The organism is Brachyspira hampsonii 30446, from assembly GCF_000316195.1.
Taxonomy (GTDB): domain Bacteria; phylum Spirochaetota; class Brachyspiria; order Brachyspirales; family Brachyspiraceae; genus Brachyspira; species Brachyspira hampsonii_C.
Genome location: NZ_JH994111.1, coordinates 345688 through 362911 on the forward strand (window position 1 = coordinate 345688; position 17224 = coordinate 362911).

The following is a 17224-nucleotide window of genomic DNA, read 5'->3' on the forward strand; positions in this document are numbered from 1 at the left end:
AATTATTAGAGTTTATATATGAGCAAAAAAATTTTAATTATAGGAAGTATAAATAAAGATCTTGTTATAACATCTCCTCGTTTTCCTAAGGAGGGAGAAACTATATTAGGCAGCAGTTTTTATACAGGTAATGGCGGAAAGGGAGCAAATCAGGCTTGTGCTATAGCTAAATTGGGCGGCTGTGTTAGTATACTAGGAGCTGTTGGAGATGATAGTTTTGGAAAAGATTTATTTTATGCTTTGCAGTCTAATAATGTTAATACGGATAATTTAATAATAAAAAGGAATGTTTCTACAGGTATTGCTGTTATTACAGTTACTGATTATGGTGCAAATAATATTATTGTGGCACAAGGAGCTAATGCTTTAATTACAAAAGATGATATAAAAGAAGATCTGATATCTTTATATGATATTATAGTGCTTCAGCTTGAAATACCTTTAGAAATAGCTGAATATTCTGCATATATTGCTAAGAAACTAGGAAAAACGGTTGTTCTTAATCCTTCTCCGGCTGTAAAACTAAATAAAAATTTTTTAAGTTATGTTGATATATTGATACCTAATGAAACGGAGATAGATATTATAGGCGGTGTAGATTATGCTTTTGAGTGCGGAGTAAAAAACATAATACTTACTTTGGGGGCTAACGGCTGCGATTTAATTAATAAAAAAGGAATAAAACATTTTGATGCTTATCATGTTGATGTTGCCGACACTACTGCTGCGGGAGATAGTTTTTTGGGCGGAGTTGTGAGAATGATGGCAGATGATAAAACTATTGAAGAAGCTATTTCTTTTGCTATGAAAGTATCTAACATAACAGTTACAAGAAAAGGGGCAATAGATTCCATACCAACTTATGATGAAGTTATTTCTCAAAAGTGGTAATCTTTTTATTTTAGAAATATATTGTTTTTATATGTAATAAATTCATATTTTTATTAAGTATTGACATATTGACTTTTTTTACTATACTAAAAATTATATATAGTAAAACTAAAAGAGATTTTATTTATGAAAAAATATTTATTTATATTATCATTTATGCTGCTTGTTATGTTTTCAGAAAAAGAATGCAAAGGACCAGACGGAGACAGCAAACCAACACCTTTTAGAAAAGAAAGAGAAATGATTTATAATAAAAGATATAATTTAAATTTAAACGATGTTTTTTATAGTGTAATGATATTTGCAGTAATTACTTTGCCTTCATTATATATTATAAATAAAAAAATAAATTAAAGACTATTTGTAAAACTATAATTATGGAGAATATCATGATAAATGTAGAAGATTTAATAGATGTAGAAGGTGCAAATATAAATGAAGATGATTGGAAATTGTATAAAGTATTTAAACCTATGAAAATTTTTGGTAAAGAATTAGAAAGTTTATTTGATATAGGTGTTCATAAAGTTTTGAAATTAGAAGATATTATAAACAATTTGAAATCTCATATTAAATTATTGTCAGATTCAAGGGAAGAGTTAAAGAATGCTTATGGCGATTTTATGTTTATAGATGTAGATGATAATTGGTATGATAATTTAGAAATATATAAAATACTAATAAAAGTAAATGATGACGGCAGTATAGATTCCAAAGTAGATTGCGGAGACGATGAAAATATATTTAGTGTATACTTTAAGAATAATGATATAGTTGATATAATGGAATCTAAAATAAGATAAATATTATACTTGTTTTGTAACTAATTTTGTTTATAATTGTTTGGACTGCTATGTTTATTTTGCATTCCTTTTGAAGTCCGCATCGCGAAGCGTGATACGATATGTGTAGGCATACTAAAGACTGCATTTTTATGACTAGAAATTGACGCTATATATTATAAAACATTTATATTAGATAATAATTAATATCATAATATATAAAAACTCGCAAAATTTTTTATCAATCACTTTTTAAATAATTCTATTAACTCCATATAATTAATAGCAGTTTATAGAGAATAGGAAGTATTACAACAGTTAAAGCCCCAGCAATACCGATGGCAAGCCCAGACATAGCTCCTTCAGTTTCACCAAGTTCTATAGCCTTACTAGTTCCTACAGCATGTGAACAAGTACCTATTGCAAGCCCCACTGCAAGAGGAGATTTTATTCTAAATATTTTGCATACAAAAGGTGCAGTGATAGCTCCTACTACTCCGGATATAATAACCGATAAAACAGTTATAGATTTCATTCCACCCATATTTGCAGTTATATCTACAGCAATTGCAGTGGTAACCGACTTTGTAAGAAGAGAAGGAAATAATTCCTGAGATATTCCAAGTAATTTTGCCGAAATAAATATTCCTGTAATACCTAATGAACTTCCGATGGCTATACTTATCAATATTACAGCTAGATTAGCTTTTAATATAGGCATATTTCTATATATAGGCAGAGCCAATGCTACAGTTGCAGGTCCTACAAGAGCATTTATAAATTTTCCTCCGCTTTCATTATAAACTGTATAAGGTACTTTCATAAAATATAGAGAAAAGCCAACTAATATTACACTAGTTACTAAAGGCGTAAGTATTGGTAATTTAGTTTTTATATATATAGTATACGATATTATATATGCTATTAAAGTTATTACTATTGGTATTATAGGATTTTGTATAAATAATTCTTTCATTTTGATTTCCTTATTTTAGAGAATATTTTTTCAAAAGATTGAGCTGAGAGACCTGTTATAATCATAATAACTATAGTTAGAAATATACATATAATTGCAAAAGGTATTATTTCTGCTTTTACATACTTGTATTCATCTATAATAGCCAAAGTACCTGGTATAAAAAGCATTGACATATTTGCTATTATTAAATCGCTTGCTTCATCTATATGATTTTCTTTTATTATTCCAAATGCGAGTAATACAAAAAGAAGTATCATACCTATTACATTACCAGGTATAGGAAGTCTCAAAGTTTTACTAAATATATCCGCTATAGAATATATAGAAAAAATAATTGTGAATTGTTTTATTAATTTCATTTTTTTATTTCCAAATTATAATAAAGTTTTATTTTTTTTGATAATAGATTATATAACTAATTTATTGTTTTTCAATAGATTAATACTATTAAAAATAATGTTTTATATAAAAAATATTATTTTTATATTTAGTATTGACATAATTTTTTTTTAGCTATATAATAGCATACCTTGTAAATTATAGGCTATCTAAAAATGTTTTAAGGAGCAAGAAATGGCAGGTGCTAAAGTAAAAACAGAACAAATCCATCTTCAATGTACAGAATGCAAAAGAAAGAATTATATAACAACAAAAAATAAACAAAATGTTCCAGAAAAATTGGAGCTAAAAAAATATTGTCCTCATGATAAAAAACACACAATTCATAAGGAATTAAAAGTATCAAGATAAATAATTCTAAAGTTAAGAATATTTATAAATTTGGGTCAGTAGTTCAATTGGTAGAGCACCGGTCTCCAAAACCGGGTGTTGCAGGTTCGACTCCTGTCTGACCTGATTATTTCTAAATCGTTGTAATATAATTTAAGGTAATATTTATGGCTGATAAAAAGAAAAATAATATAATAGACTCCATCAAAGAGATAAAAAAAGAACTCTTTGAGAGAAGTGTATGGCCTACTCGTCAAGATGTGATAAATCAGACAGTTATTGTTATAATACTTCTTGTTTTAGCATCAGCTTTCTTGGGAGCTGCTGATTATGTGGTAACATTTTTGACAAGGGCTTTATTAGACGGTTCTATTTTGGGTAGCTTAATATCTTCTAAAATTACATTAGTTCTTATTCTTGCCATAGTTGTTTTATTTGTGGTATATTTTGCTATTCGCTACATGAGAAAAAATAGATATAATAGGTGAAAAACATGTCTGAAGAAATATCTGATATAAAAGATTATAAATGGTATATAGTTCATACTCAGCACGGTTATGAAAATAAAGTTCGTGAGCGTATAGAGAAAAGAGCTAAAGAAAATGGTATGACTGACTTAATAGTTGATATATATATACCTTCAGAAACAGTAACTTCTACAAAAAATGGTAAGAAAGTTTCTAAAGAAGAATTTTTTTATCCGGGCTATGTTTTAGTAAAGATGGTAATGAATGATGCAACACAGTCTATGGTTAGAAGGACTCCGGGTGTTGCAGGATTTATAGGAAGTCATGCTACAACTAAAGAAGAAGGTAATATTATTCCTACTCCTTTAAGCGAATCAGATGTTGTCCGTATATTCTCTGACAGAGAAGAAAAATCTAAAACAGGCATCAATGAAATTATTGGAATGGAATTTGATATAGGAGAAAAGGTTCAGGTAATAGACGGACCTTTCAATGGTTTAAATGGTATAATAGAAAATATCAATTCTGATAAGGGTAAAGTAACTGTAAAAATAGAAATATTTGGAAGAAGCACTCCTACAGAATTAGAATTCAATAAAGTAAAAAAGTTATAATTTAAAAGATATTAATAAAAATAAATAAATCAAGAGGTAGTAAAAATGGCTAAAAAAGTGGTTGGTATTGTAAAGGTTCGCATACCAGGCGGAGAGGCAACACCTGCTCCTCCATTAGGACCTGCATTGGGTCAGAAGCAGATACAAATAGCCGCTTTCGTTAAAGATTTTAATGCAAAAACTTCAAAAATGAAAGGGCAGATATTAAATACCTACATAACAGTGTATGAAGATAAAACTTATACATTTGTTACTAAAGGTACATCTACTTCTACACTAATTAAGAAAAAATTGGGCATAGAAAAAGGTTCTGGAGAGCCTAATAAAACTAAAGTTGCTACAATCAATCAAAAGCAGCTTGAAGAAATTGCTCAGGAAAAAATGGCTTATATGTCAGCTAATGATATAGAAGCAGCAAAAAAAATAGTTGCGGGTACAGCTCGTGCTATGGGTATTAAAGTAGAATAATCATTAAGAAGCATACCATTTATTGATTAGAATAAATGGGAGTAAACGTTTGAAAGAAAAGGAAGAAAATAATTATGGCTACAAAAGAGAAAAAAATAGGTGGCAAACGTTACGACGCTATAAGAAAGCAAGTAGAGAAATTAAGACTCTATTCCGTAGATGAAGCTATTGAATTAGCTAAGAAAAACGCTACCTGTAAATTTGATGAAACTATTGAGGTAACAATAAACCTCAATATATTACCAAAACACTCAATAAGAGATACATTATCATTCCCAAATGCCTTTGGTAAAGAAAAAAGAGTAGTAGTATTTGCTCAGGGAGAAAAAGCTGATGAAGCTAAAGCAGCAGGAGCTGTAGAAGTTGGTTTTGAAGATTTAATAGATAAAGTTAAAGGTGGATATACTGACTTTGATGTTGCTATTTCTACTCCAGATTTAATGAAAGAAGTAGGTAAATTGGGACAAATTCTCGGAAGAAAAGGTCTTATGCCTAACCCAAAAACAGGAACAGTTACACTTGATATAGCACAAGCTGTAAAAAGTTTCAAAGCCGGAAGAATGGAATACAGAGCTGATAAAAATGGTATAGTAAGAATGGGTATTGGTAAGGCTTCTATGGATGTTTCTCAATTAAATGAGAATTTCAAAGCATTCTATGATGAAATTTTAAGAAAAAAACCTACAGACTTAAAAGGTGAATATATCAAAGCAGTTGGTGTAACATCTACAATGGGTGTAGGTATAAAAATAGATCATAAAAAAATCAAAATGTAATTAATTTAGCGATAAACCTGTTTTGTTTTTGGCGAAGTCATGTTTTGTGATCCCATTATATGAATAGTTAGGGCAAAATGGTTTAATATAATAGAGGTGGTATTTATGCCTAATAAGAAAAACATTGAAACAGTATCATTGCTTAAAGAAACTATGGGAGCATGTGCTGGCTTGGTATTCTTCGATTACAGAGGAGTAACAGTAGCACAGCTTACAGATTTAAGACGCGAATTAGCAAAGACTTCTTCTTCAATGAAAATATGTAAAAACTCTTTGGTTGATATTGCTTTAAAAGAGTTAGGCAGAGAAGTAAAAGATGAGATGTTCATTAATCCTACAGCTGTAGTATTTGCTAAGGAAGATGTACCTGGTGCAGCTAAAGTGATAAGTGAAGCATCTAAAAAGAATGATAAAATCAAAATCAAAGGCGGCTATATGGGTGAGGATTTACTTGACCCAGCACAAGTACAAGTTGTAGCAAATATTCCGCCAAGAGAAGTTTTACTATCTCATCTTGTTACAGCACTCGAGTCTCCTATATCAAGTTTTGCAAACAGTTTGCAAAGCATTATATCAGAACTTGCTTATGTGCTTGACAGTGTTGAAGAAGAAAAGAAAAAATCAGCTTAATATATTAGCTGACAAATTATTAATTAAAAAATTATTTTTACAATTTTAAGGAGATAAACAATGGCTTTAAGTAAAGAAGAAATATTACAAGCAATAGAAGAAATGAAAGTTATAGAGCTTCATGAATTAGTAGAAGCTATTAAAGAAAAATTCAATGTAACAGCAGCTATGCCTGTAGCAGCAGTAGCAGCAGCTCCAGCAGGCGGTGCATCAGCTCCAGCTGAAGAAGAAAAAAATGAATTTGATATCATTCTTACAGGTTTTGATGCAGCTCAAAAAATTGCTCTTATTAAAGAAGTTAGAGCAGTTAGCGGCTTAGGTTTAAAAGAAGCTAAAGATGCTGTTGAAAAAGGCGGAGAAACTATTAAATCAGGCGTTTCTAAAGAAGAAGCTGCAGCTATTAAGAAACAATTAGAAGCAGCAGGCGGTAAAGTTGAAGTTAAATAATTATTTTTGTAAATATATCATTAACATTTAATGATGCATATATTAAGAAGGGTATGTACTCATGCCCTTCTTATTAGTGCATTTAGTCAATTCAATAAAAATTAAAAAGCGTAAAAGCGGAGATCTTTTAATATGGCCAATAATATTCAGATAGATAATAAAGTATATCCGGAAAGAGGGGTAGAGTTCGCAAAAAAATATAGGATAGAAAACGGTCGTGTGAATTTTTCACATGCTGCCTCTGTTATAGAACCTCCCGATCTCCTAGCTATACAAAAAGAATCTTATGAAAGTTTCCTTCAAAAGGATGTACCTGAAAATAAGAGAAAAAATGAGGGATTACAGGAAGTTTTAACTTCTATATTCCCTATAGTATCGTCTAATGAAAAGATGCAGATAGAGTTTATCTCATATTCTATAGGAGAGCCTAAAATCACAGAAAAAGAGGCTAGAAGAAGAGATAAAACTTATTCTTATCCTTTCAAGATAAAAGTACAATTAACTGTAAGAGACCCTGAAAGAATCATTGAACAGGAAATATTTGTGGGTGATATACCTGCTATGACTGACAGAGGTACATTTATTGTTAATGGTGCTGAACGTGTTATAGTTTCTCAGATTCATAGATCTCCAGGTGTCGTTTTCAACCGCAGCGACAGAGATGCTATGTTCGTAGCTAAAATAATTCCAGACAGGGGTACTTGGTTGGAATTTGAGCTTGATACCAAAAAAGATATAATGTATGTTAGAATAGACAGAAAGAAAAAACTTCCTGTTACTGTATTTTTAAGAGCTATTGGTATCACAACTAATGAAGAAATTTTGAAATTATTTTATGAAGTTGATAATATTTCATTAGAAAAACTTTCAGATGAAAATTCTAAAGAGGCTTTAATAGGCAGAAGATCATATTCAACAGTATATGATACAGAAAATCCAGATGAAATAATATTGAATCCAGGTGAGCTTATTAACCCTAACTTGGCTGAAAGACTTTTAATGAGCGGTATTAAAGAAATATCCGTATTAAATATGGAATCTATAAAAGACAATGTAACCATAATTAATACTTTAGATAAAGATACAACAAAAAATCAAGAGGAAGCATGCACTAAAATTTATAATGTTATAAGACCGGGAGAGCCTGCTTTAATAGAAAATGTTGTGAGGACTTGTAATGATTTGGTATTCGATCCTAAATCTTATGCTTTGGGTGATGTAGGTCGTTATAAATTAAATAAAAGATTAAACTTCCCTGAAAGCGAACAGGATAAAGTTTTAAGACATAAAGACATAATAGAGACTATTCGTTTTTTAATAAAAGTATTTATTAATGAAGAACAGCTAGATGATATTGACCATTTAGGAAACAGACGCGTAAGAAGTGTTGGCGAATTATTATCTATACAAATAAAAGCTGGTTTCACTAGAATGGAGCGTATAGCTAAAGAAAGAATGCAAATGCAGGATATGGAAGCAGTAACTCCTCAGTCTCTTGTAAGCATTAAACTTATACAGGCTGTAATAAAAGAGTTCTTCGGTACAAACCAATTATCTCAGTTTATGGATCAGAATAATCCATTATCAGAGATTACGCATAAAAGAAGATTAAATGCCTTAGGTCAGGGCGGTCTTACAAGAGACAGAGCAGGTTTTGAGGTAAGAGATGTACACCATACTCACTATGGTAAAATATGTCCTATTGAAACTCCTGAAGGACCAAATATCGGACTTATAGTTTCACTTGCCACTTATGCTAAAATTAATAAACATGGTTTCTTAGAGACACCATACAGAAAAGTAATTGACGGAAAAGTAACAGATGAAATAGAATATCTAACAGCTCATGATGAGGAAAAATACCATATTGCTGATGCTAATGCTCCTTTAAATGAAGACGGAACTTTCAAAGATAATCTTATTTCAACAAGATACAGAAGTGAATTCCCATATTCTTCACCAGATCAGGTTCAGTATATGGATGTTTCACCTCAGCAGATCGTATCACTTTCAAGTTCTTTGATACCATTCTTGGAGCATGATGATGCTAACAGGGCTTTAATGGGTTCAAACATGCAGCGTCAAAGTGTGCCTTTGCTTTATCCGGAAGCTCCTATAGTAGGTACAGGTGTAGAAGCTAAAATCTGTCAGCCTGGTACAGGAATAGCAGTTCATGCAAAAAGAGCTGGAAAAGTAATAAAAGTTGTTCATGATGAAATTGTAATTAAGCCTACAAAACAAAACAGCGATGATGATTTAGATGTTTATGAATTAGTAAAATATCAAAGAACTAACCAAGATACTAATTACCATCAAAGACCTGTTGTAAATGTAGGTGATGTTGTTAAAGCTGGAGGACTTTTAGCTGACGGACCTGCAACAGATCATGGTGAGTTAGCACTTGGAAGAAATGTTTTAGCTGCTTTCATGATTTTTGAAGGATACAACTTTGAGGACGCCATACTTTTAAGCAGAAGATTGGTTCAGGAAGATGTGTTTACTTCCATACACATAGAAGAGTTTTCGGTAGAGGCTCGCGAAACAAAATTAGATAAAGAAAATATTACTAGAGATATACCTAATGTATCGGATGCTGCTTTCAAAAATTTAGATGAAAGAGGTATTGTAAGAATAGGTGCTAAGGTAAAAGCAGGGGATATATTAGTAGGTAAGGTAACACCAAAAGGTGAAACAGAAATAACTCCAGAATACAGACTTCTTCACTCAATATTCGGGGAAAAGGCAAGAGATGTAAAAGATACTTCTTTAAGAGTTCCTCATGGTAAAGAAGGTACTGTTATAGATGTAAGAGTATACAGCAGAGAAAATGGTGATGAATTAAAGCCTGGTGTAGAAGAAGTAGTAAAAGTATTTTTAGCTAAGAAGCGTATAATACAGGAAGGCGATAAAATGGCAGGAAGACATGGTAACAAAGGGGTTGTTGCCAGAATCATGCCTATAGAGGATATGCCTTTCTTAGAAGACGGTACTCCTGTAGATATATGTCTTAACCCATTGGGTGTACCTTCTCGTATGAATATAGGTCAGGTAATTGAGATGCTTTTAGGTTGGTCTGGTCATAAAATGGGACTTAAATATGCTTGTCCTGTATTTGAAGGACCTAAAGAAGATGCTTTAAGAGAAGCATTTGTTGCAAGCGGTATGAATGCTAATGGAAAAGTTAGACTTTATGACGGAAGAACAGGAGAGCCTTTCAAAAATGAAGTTGCTGTAGGATACATGTACATGCTTAAACTTAATCACTTAGTAGAAGATAAAGTACATGCTAGAAGTACAGGTCCTTACTCACTTGTTACTCAGCAGCCTTTGGGAGGTAAATCTCAATTCGGAGGTCAGAGATTAGGAGAGATGGAAGTTTGGGCATTAGAGGCTTATGGAGCTGCTAATATGCTTCAGGAGTTCTTAACTGTTAAATCAGATGATATGACAGGACGTGCTAGAATATATGAATCCATTGTTAAAGGTGATGTTATATCCTCTCCGGGTATACCAGAAAGCTTTAATGTATTAGTTCAGGAACTTAGAGGTTTGGGACTTAATATTACTATTCATGATGAAGAAGGCAATCAGCTTCCTTCTACTGAAAAAGAGCTTAGACAGAAAAATAAAAAGAAAGAACCAAAGATTTGGAAATAATTAGGAGAAGTTTAAGTATATGCAATTTTCAAATTTTGACCAAATAAAAATTAGTATAGCAAGCCCTCAGGTTATGAGAGAATGGAGCTATGGCGAGGTAAAAAAACCAGAAACTATTAACTACAGAACTTTAAGACCTGAGAGAGACGGACTTTTTTGTGAGAAAATATTCGGAACTACTAAAGAATATGAATGTTACTGTGGTAAGTTTAAAAGCATTCGTTATAAAGGTGTAGTTTGCGATAAATGCGGTGTTGAAGTTACTCATTTTAAAGTTAGAAGAGAGAGAATGGGGCATATAGAATTAGCCGCTCCTGTTGCTCATATATGGTATTATAGAAACACTCCTTCAAGAATAGGACTTCTTCTAAATATGAATATAGCCCATTTAAGAAGCGTACTTTATTTTGAAAGGTATGTAGTTATTGATTCAGGCGACAGCAGTTATTCTAAGGGTGATTTATTAACTGAAGATGAATATAATGAGGCTTTAGACAGATACGGTGATAATATAAGAATAGGAATAGGTGCTGAGGGCATAAGAGACATGCTTAAAGACCTTGATATGGACGAAGAGATTAGAAAGCTCAGAGAGGAAATGATTAAAAAAGGGGAGAAAAGCGACAGACGATTAAGAAAGCGTCTTGAAATCTTTGAGGACTTTAAGGCAAGCGGAAATGATCCTACTTGGATGATACTTGATGTAGTTCCTGTAATTCCTCCGGATTTAAGACCGATGGTTCAGCTTGACGGCGGACGCTTTGCTACTTCAGATTTGAATGATCTTTATAGAAGAGTTATTAATAGAAATATTCGTTTAAGAAGATTATTGGTTTTAAGAGCTCCTGATATTATTATAAGAAATGAAAAGAGAATGCTTCAGGAGGCTGTTGATGCCTTATTTGATAATAGCAGAAGAAAGAAAGTAGTTAAAGGACCTGGAAACAGACCTTTAAAATCTCTTTCTGATATGCTTAAAGGTAAGCAAGGCCGTTTCAGACAGAATCTTTTAGGTAAACGCGTTGACTATTCAGGTCGTTCGGTTATCGTTGCTGGTCCTAGACTAAAAATGCATCAATGCGGTCTTCCTAAAAAAATGGCTGTTGAATTATTCAAGCCATTTATTATGAAAAAATTAGTTGAAATTAATTCAGCCCATAATATAAAATCTGCTAAAAGATTTGTAGAGGAGGGCAGAGAAGAAGTTTGGGGAGTATTAGAAGATATTGCTAAGGAACACCCTGTACTTTTAAACAGAGCGCCTACACTTCACAGACTTGGTATTCAGGCATTTGAACCTGTATTAGTTGAAGGAAAAGCTATTCAGCTTCACCCATTAGTTTGTCATGCTTACAATGCTGACTTTGATGGAGACCAGATGGCAGTTCATACTCCGCTTTCTGCTGAGGCTCAGATTGAGGCTTGGACTTTGATGCTTGCTCCTCATAATATATTAAACCCTGCAAATGGTGAGCCTATTGTTAACCCTACACAGGATATAGTTCTTGGTATAAGCTATCTTACTAAACTCAGAACAGGAAGTAAAGGTGAAGGAAAGATATTCTCATCTGCTAAAGATGCTCTTCTTGCTTATGATAATAATTTGGTTGAGCTTGAATCCAGAATTAAAGTTTTAATGAAAAATAAAAACGGAGAGGAAGAGTTTGTTGAAACTTCTGTAGGAAGATTAAAATTCAATGAAGTTATTCCTGAAGATTTTAGATATCAAAACAGAGATTTTAACAGTAAAGATTTGGCTAAATTTATTCATGAAGTATATTTGAAACATGGTACAGCAGTAACAGTTAATATGCTTGATGATATTAAAGAACTTGGCTATCAAAGTGCTACAGTATTCGGTTCTACTATTTCTATTGCTGATATACTTATACCTCCGATGAAAAAACATGAGATAGAAGAGGCTACTAAACAGGTAGAGTTCATTGAAAATCAGTATATGAATGGTATTATCACTACAGATGAGAAAAAACAGAAAGTTATGGACCTTTGGACTACTGTTGAAGGTAAAATAACTGAAGCTATGATGGATAATTTAAGACAAGACCAAGACGGATTTAATCCTGTATACATAATGGCAGATTCCGGAGCTAGGGGTTCTAAACAGCAGATAAGACAGCTTGCTAGTATGCGAGGACTTATGGCTAAACCTTCCGGTGAGATTATTGAACTTCCTATTATTTCAAACTTTAAAGAAGGTCTTACTGTACAGGAATACTTTATTTCTACTCACGGTGCTAGAAAAGGTCTTGCCGATACTGCATTAAAAACTTCAAGTGCTGGTTATCTTACTAGAAAATTGGTAGATGTTGCAATAGGTGTTGTTGTTTCTGAGCATGACTGCGGTACTGTTAAAGGTATTGCTATAGAAGCTATAAAAAATGGAGATGAAATTAAAAAATCTCTTAAAGAAAGAGTTGTAGGATTCTTTACAAGTGAGCATATTTATCACCCAATTACAAAAGAGCTTATATGTTCTGCTAATACTGAAATTACAGAAGAACTTGGCGATATAATAGAAAAAGCGGGTATAGAAAAAATCAGTATAAGACATCCTCTTACTTGTGAAAGCAGAATGGGTGTTTGTCAGAAATGTTACGGAAGAAGTTTATCTACTAATAATCTTGCTTCTATTGGTGAGGCTGTTGGTGTTGTTGCTGCTCAAAGTATTGGTCAGCCGGGTACTCAGCTTACAATGAGAACTTTCCACATCGGCGGTGTTGCTACTCAGATGGTTGAAGAAAATGAGATTAAAGTTAACTATCCTATATATATAGAACAATTCTCTAACTATGTTATTCAGCCTAATGGTGTTAAAATCACAGCAAGAAAAGGTGATTTGATTATAAGAAGAGTTTTAGATAAATGGGAAAAATCTTTATTAAAAGATGTTATTGCTGAAAATAATGCAAAAGTTCTTATAGGAGATGTTATAGCCACTCTTAAAGATGGTACTGAAATTAAAGCTACTTATAATGGTACACTTAAAATTACTGATGATGATAAATATTTAATGATTACAGGTTCTAAACATAGCATTGTTATTAAAGTAGGAAGTGAATATAATGTTGATGAGCATGTATTTATAGAGCCTAATACAGTTATTGCCAGCTTTGATAGTTATAATGAACCTATTATAGCTGAAAAATCAGGTATTGTCAGATATCAGGATATCATACCTGGAAGAACTTTGGTTGAGTCTATAGATGATCAAACAGGTAATAAAACTAATATTATTCAGGAATTCAAAGATGCAAGTATGCAGCCTAAGATATTAATTGTAGGTGATAATGATACTTTTGAAACTGATATACCTAATGGTGCTCAGCTTATGGTTGAAAATAATCAGAAAGTTGAAATCGGAGAGGTTATTGCTAAAACTACTCGTATACAGCAGAAAAGTAGAGATATTACAGGAGGTCTTCCAAGAGTACAGGAATTGCTTGAAGCTCAGAAACCTAAAGATACTGCTATTATTGCAGGTATTGACGGAGAAGTTGAAATAGGCGGTTCTCATAAGGGTAAAAAAGTAGTTAAAATCAGAAATGAATTTGATGAAACTAAACACTTAGTACCTCATGGTAAAATGCTTCTTGTTAGAAATGGAGACTATGTAAAAACAGGTACTCAGTTATGTGCTGGTAAGATAAATCCTCATGACATATTGGAAACTCAGGGAGATTTAGCTTTACAAACCTACTTGCTTGAAGAAATTCAAACTGTATACGATCAGCAGGGTGTAGGTATTAATGATAAGCACTTCGCTCTTATAATAAGACAGATGCTTAGAAGACTTGAAATAACTGATCCTGGTGATACTAAATATATTGTTGGGCAGTATGTTGATAAATATGAGTTTGAAGAAGAAAACAGACGCTATGAAGAAGCTGGCGGTTCTCCTGCAAGCGGTAAGCCTGTACTTTTAGGCTTAACTAAAGCTGCTCTTAATACAGAAAGCTTTATATCTTCTGCTTCATTCCAAGAAACTACTAAAGTATTAACTAATGCTGCTATAAAAGGAAAAGTTGATAAACTTCTTGGACTTAAAGAAAATGTTATTATAGGGCATTTAATACCTGCTGGTACTGGTGTTAAACTTTATAATAAACTCCATGTATACAACAAGCAAAGTGGTGATTTAGATAAGAAAGATAATATTGATAATAATACCAAAGAAGAAGAAGTTATGCAGATAACTGTATAAATAAATCTTTTAATAGAGGAGGTTTTCATATCATATATGAGAACCTCCTTTTATAATTCTTAATATATTCAAATAATAAAGTGTAATAAAAATGATAAACAAAATTAATAAAATGCCTTTGGCTCTTACAGGTTTAGCACTTGGTATAGGGGGCATATTTAATGCTTGGACTATATTTACAGGTATTAAATATTTTGCTTATATTGGTGCTGTAATTTCATCTATTTTAATACTTACAATCATAACAAAAATATTTTCATCATTCGGGGCTTTTCTTAATGATTTAGAACATCCTGTTTCTGGAAGCACTATTCCTACTCTTGATATGGCTGTTATGGTGATATCATCTTCGGTGGTTCAGTTTATAAGACCTCTTGGAATAGCTATGTGGTTTATTGCAATTGCTGTGCATATAATATTTGCTTTTACATTTATAGCTCATAGAATTAACTTAAAAGATTTAGAGCATATGGTCCCTAGCTGGTTTGTTCCGCCTGTTGGTATAGTTGTTGCTGCTGTAAGCGGTGCAAATATGGGCTTTCCTCAAGTATCTCAAGTAATAGTTTATATAGGTACTGTTCTCTATATTATACTATTTCCTTTTATATTTTATAGAATTATTTTTCATGATCCTTTAGCTGATGACAGGTTTCCTGCATTTGCTGTAATGGGTGCTCCTGCTAATCTTTGTTTATGCGGTTATTTGACAGCTTTTCAAACTTATAATACTGCTTTGCTTAATTTTCTTTTGGCTTTAGGATTATTTACCACATTTAAGGTTTATTTATCTCTTATAAGAGCTTTTAGAATTAAGTTTATACCTTTATTTGCAGCATATACTTTCCCATTGGCAGTTGGGGCTCAGGCTTTGCTTAAATATGCTAATTATTCAAAAAGTATTAATGGTGAGTATTTTTATATATGGAATATTATTTCTATATTTGAGCTTATAATAGCAAGTATGATGATTATTTATGTATTCATTAATATGATATTTTTTGTTCATAATAATGTTATAAAAGAAAGTAAATAATATTAATTATAATTTTGTATTTATTTATATAATCAGTTAATAATATATTTAGCTTCTTTATATAAATAAATACTATTATAATTATTCATATCTTTAAATCTAAACTCCCAAATTAAATACTCTTTATTTCTTTTTTCAAAAAATAATGTTCGTACATTTTTATTTGTATATGATGACCATTGTCTATAGGGATAGTATAATTGTCTTATAATAGTGTCTTTAGTTGCTGAGTTTTTGGCTTCTATTAAAATACAACATTATTTTTACCTTCGTATCCTGCATCAACTTCTGTCTGTACACTTTCAGCTTCTATTAATGTTTTTCCTACATAAAAAGAAAATTTAGGAGTATATTTTCTTCCTCTTATTGTAAGTACAAGAGTATCATCTTCTGTAAAAGTTCTTATGATACTAGAAGCATAAGCAAAATCTAAATGCTGCATTTCTGAATTACCTACTTTAGCAGTATCTAAATCAAATTCTAATTTTGAATCATATTTTAAAGCTTTAGAAGTTATATCTTGTATATCAATATATCCTTCTCCTTTTATTATTGCATATTCTCCATTTTTTATTGGAAGTATAAATAATTCTTTTTCTATAAATATGTCTGGTCTGCTATCTCTATGATCCTGTTTGCATAAAATCCTCACTTCTTTTTCTGAAGTTGTTTTAAAATCTTTAGTAGCATCTTTTATCATTTTAGCATTAATATAAAATGGTTCTTTATCAAAATTATGATTATTTATATTATATTTATCAAATATAGCTTGCCAAGAATTACTGTTCATAAAAAACTTTCCTTATTATCAATATCATTAAGTCTTTTATTTGTAAGTTCTATATAATTTTCATCTATTTCTATTCCTATATAATTTCTGTTACCTATTATTTTGCATGCGGCTGCCGTAGTACCAGATCCATTAAAAGGATCCAAAATAGTATCATTTTCTTTTGTTGATGCTAATATTATTCTAGTTAAAAGTTTCAATGGTTTTTGAGTAGGGTGTTTACCATGTATTTTTTCACTTTTTGATGGTGAAGATATTGACCATACACTTCTCATCTGTTTTCCCTTAGATTTTAATTTATCATCTTCAAAATCCATATTTTTCATAAGATCATAATTATAATAATGTTTGGAATTTTTATTTTTTTTAGCCCATAGAATAGTTTCATGGCTATGAGTAAATACCTTACAGCTTAAATTAGGTGCGGCATTAGGCTTATACCAAACTATATCATTTAATATGTAAAACCCTAATTTTTCTAATATATATCCGCATTTATATATACTATGATTAGTACCGCTTATCCATATAGTTCCTTCATCTTTCAAAACTCTTCTGCATTTTGATATCCAAGCTTCATGAAAAGCTGCATCTTCTTCAAAACCTAAACTTTTATCCCATTCTCCCTTTATTTGAAAGATTATAAGGAGGATCGGCAAATATCATGTCTATAGAGTTTTCTTCTATAGTATCAAGCACTTCAAGACAATCACCTTTTATTATATTAAAGCTCATATAT

19 protein-coding genes and 1 tRNA gene are annotated in these 17224 nt (G+C 31.5%); 14 read left to right on the forward strand and 6 right to left on the reverse strand.

Features of this window, described 5'->3' with window-relative positions; translation table 11 throughout:
• Positions 1–18 precede the first annotated feature (18 nt).
• The 3 genes from A966_RS06405 to A966_RS06415 all read left to right on the forward strand — a co-directional run bounded on the left by A966_RS06405 (position 19) and on the right by A966_RS06415 (position 1694).
• A complete protein-coding gene (locus A966_RS06405) occupies positions 19–891 on the forward strand; it encodes a ribokinase (protein ID WP_008723761.1) in 873 nt (290 codons plus the stop codon).
• A gap of 126 nt (positions 892–1017) precedes the next feature.
• On the forward strand, positions 1018–1245 hold the full coding sequence (locus A966_RS06410; protein WP_008723763.1) for a hypothetical protein: 228 nt from the start codon (positions 1018–1020) through the stop codon (positions 1243–1245).
• Positions 1246–1280: 35 nt separating this feature from the next.
• On the forward strand, positions 1281–1694 hold the full coding sequence (locus A966_RS06415) for a hypothetical protein (RefSeq protein ID WP_008723765.1): 414 nt from the start codon (positions 1281–1283) through the stop codon (positions 1692–1694).
• A gap of 244 nt (positions 1695–1938) precedes the next feature.
• Here the strand turns inward: A966_RS06415 and A966_RS06420 are convergent, their stop codons facing one another.
• The gene (locus tag A966_RS06420; protein WP_008723766.1) at positions 1939–2649 is read right to left on the reverse strand and encodes an LrgB family protein; all 711 of its coding nucleotides are present in this window, start codon (positions 2647–2649) and stop codon (positions 1939–1941) included.
• The gene (locus A966_RS06425) at positions 2646–3011 is read right to left on the reverse strand and encodes a CidA/LrgA family protein (RefSeq protein WP_008723768.1); all 366 of its coding nucleotides are present in this window, start codon (positions 3009–3011) and stop codon (positions 2646–2648) included. The genes A966_RS06420 and A966_RS06425 overlap by 4 nt, the downstream gene beginning before the upstream one ends.
• 214 nt (positions 3012–3225) lie before the next feature.
• Here A966_RS06425 and rpmG point away from each other — a divergent pair, with 214 nt between their 5' ends.
• The 11 genes from rpmG to A966_RS06480 all read left to right on the forward strand — a co-directional run bounded on the left by rpmG (position 3226) and on the right by A966_RS06480 (position 15695).
• Positions 3226–3402 carry a 50S ribosomal protein L33 gene (rpmG, locus tag A966_RS06430; protein WP_008723772.1) on the forward strand — a complete coding sequence of 59 codons (177 nt, stop codon included), beginning with the start codon at positions 3226–3228 and terminating at the stop codon, positions 3400–3402.
• 32 nt (positions 3403–3434) lie between these two features.
• Positions 3435–3507, forward strand: a tRNA-Trp gene (locus A966_RS06435).
• Between the two features lie 41 nt (positions 3508–3548).
• The gene (secE, locus tag A966_RS06440; protein ID WP_008723773.1) at positions 3549–3869 is read left to right on the forward strand and encodes a preprotein translocase subunit SecE; all 321 of its coding nucleotides are present in this window, start codon (positions 3549–3551) and stop codon (positions 3867–3869) included.
• Positions 3870–3874: 5 nt separating this feature from the next.
• Positions 3875–4462: a transcription termination/antitermination protein NusG gene (nusG, locus tag A966_RS06445; protein ID WP_008723776.1), complete on the forward strand. Its 588-nt coding sequence runs from the start codon at positions 3875–3877 to the stop codon at positions 4460–4462.
• Between the two features lie 45 nt (positions 4463–4507).
• Positions 4508–4930 (forward strand): 50S ribosomal protein L11, encoded by a 423-nt coding sequence (rplK, locus tag A966_RS06450; protein WP_008723779.1) that lies wholly within the window; start codon positions 4508–4510, stop codon positions 4928–4930.
• A 74-nt stretch (positions 4931–5004) separates the two neighbouring features.
• Entirely contained in the window at positions 5005–5706 is a 702-nt protein-coding gene (rplA, locus tag A966_RS06455) for a 50S ribosomal protein L1 (RefSeq protein WP_008723781.1), read from the forward strand.
• Between the two features lie 105 nt (positions 5707–5811).
• Positions 5812–6336 carry a 50S ribosomal protein L10 gene (gene rplJ, locus A966_RS06460; protein ID WP_008723783.1) on the forward strand — a complete coding sequence of 175 codons (525 nt, stop codon included), beginning with the start codon at positions 5812–5814 and terminating at the stop codon, positions 6334–6336.
• A 60-nt stretch (positions 6337–6396) separates the two neighbouring features.
• Positions 6397–6783, forward strand: a complete 387-nt coding sequence (gene rplL / locus A966_RS06465; protein ID WP_008723784.1) for a 50S ribosomal protein L7/L12 — start codon at positions 6397–6399, stop codon at positions 6781–6783.
• A gap of 132 nt (positions 6784–6915) precedes the next feature.
• Entirely contained in the window at positions 6916–10440 is a 3525-nt protein-coding gene (gene rpoB / locus A966_RS06470; RefSeq protein ID WP_008723787.1) for a DNA-directed RNA polymerase subunit beta, read from the forward strand.
• 19 nt (positions 10441–10459) lie between these two features.
• Positions 10460–14662, forward strand: coding sequence for a DNA-directed RNA polymerase subunit beta' (gene rpoC / locus A966_RS06475; protein WP_008723789.1), 4203 nt, complete (start codon positions 10460–10462; stop codon positions 14660–14662).
• Between the two features lie 91 nt (positions 14663–14753).
• A complete protein-coding gene (locus tag A966_RS06480) occupies positions 14754–15695 on the forward strand; it encodes a TDT family transporter (RefSeq protein WP_008723790.1) in 942 nt (313 codons plus the stop codon).
• A 32-nt stretch (positions 15696–15727) separates the two neighbouring features.
• Here the strand turns inward: A966_RS06480 and A966_RS14015 are convergent, their stop codons facing one another.
• The 4 genes from A966_RS14015 to A966_RS13960 are packed head-to-tail and all read right to left on the reverse strand — an operon-like array spanning position 15728 to position 17220.
• On the reverse strand, positions 15728–15946 hold the full coding sequence (locus tag A966_RS14015; protein ID WP_373367872.1) for a DUF6997 domain-containing protein: 219 nt from the start codon (positions 15944–15946) through the stop codon (positions 15728–15730).
• Positions 15940–16485, reverse strand: a complete 546-nt coding sequence (locus A966_RS06485; protein ID WP_008723793.1) for a type II restriction enzyme — start codon at positions 16483–16485, stop codon at positions 15940–15942. Before A966_RS06485 ends, A966_RS14015 begins: the two co-directional genes overlap by 7 nt.
• On the reverse strand, positions 16482–17144 hold the full coding sequence (locus A966_RS06490; protein WP_008723795.1) for a DNA-methyltransferase: 663 nt from the start codon (positions 17142–17144) through the stop codon (positions 16482–16484). Before A966_RS06490 ends, A966_RS06485 begins: the two co-directional genes overlap by 4 nt.
• Entirely contained in the window at positions 17098–17220 is a 123-nt protein-coding gene (locus A966_RS13960) for a hypothetical protein (RefSeq protein WP_256093386.1), read from the reverse strand. Before A966_RS13960 ends, A966_RS06490 begins: the two co-directional genes overlap by 47 nt.
• Between the last annotated feature and the right edge of the window lie 4 nt (positions 17221–17224).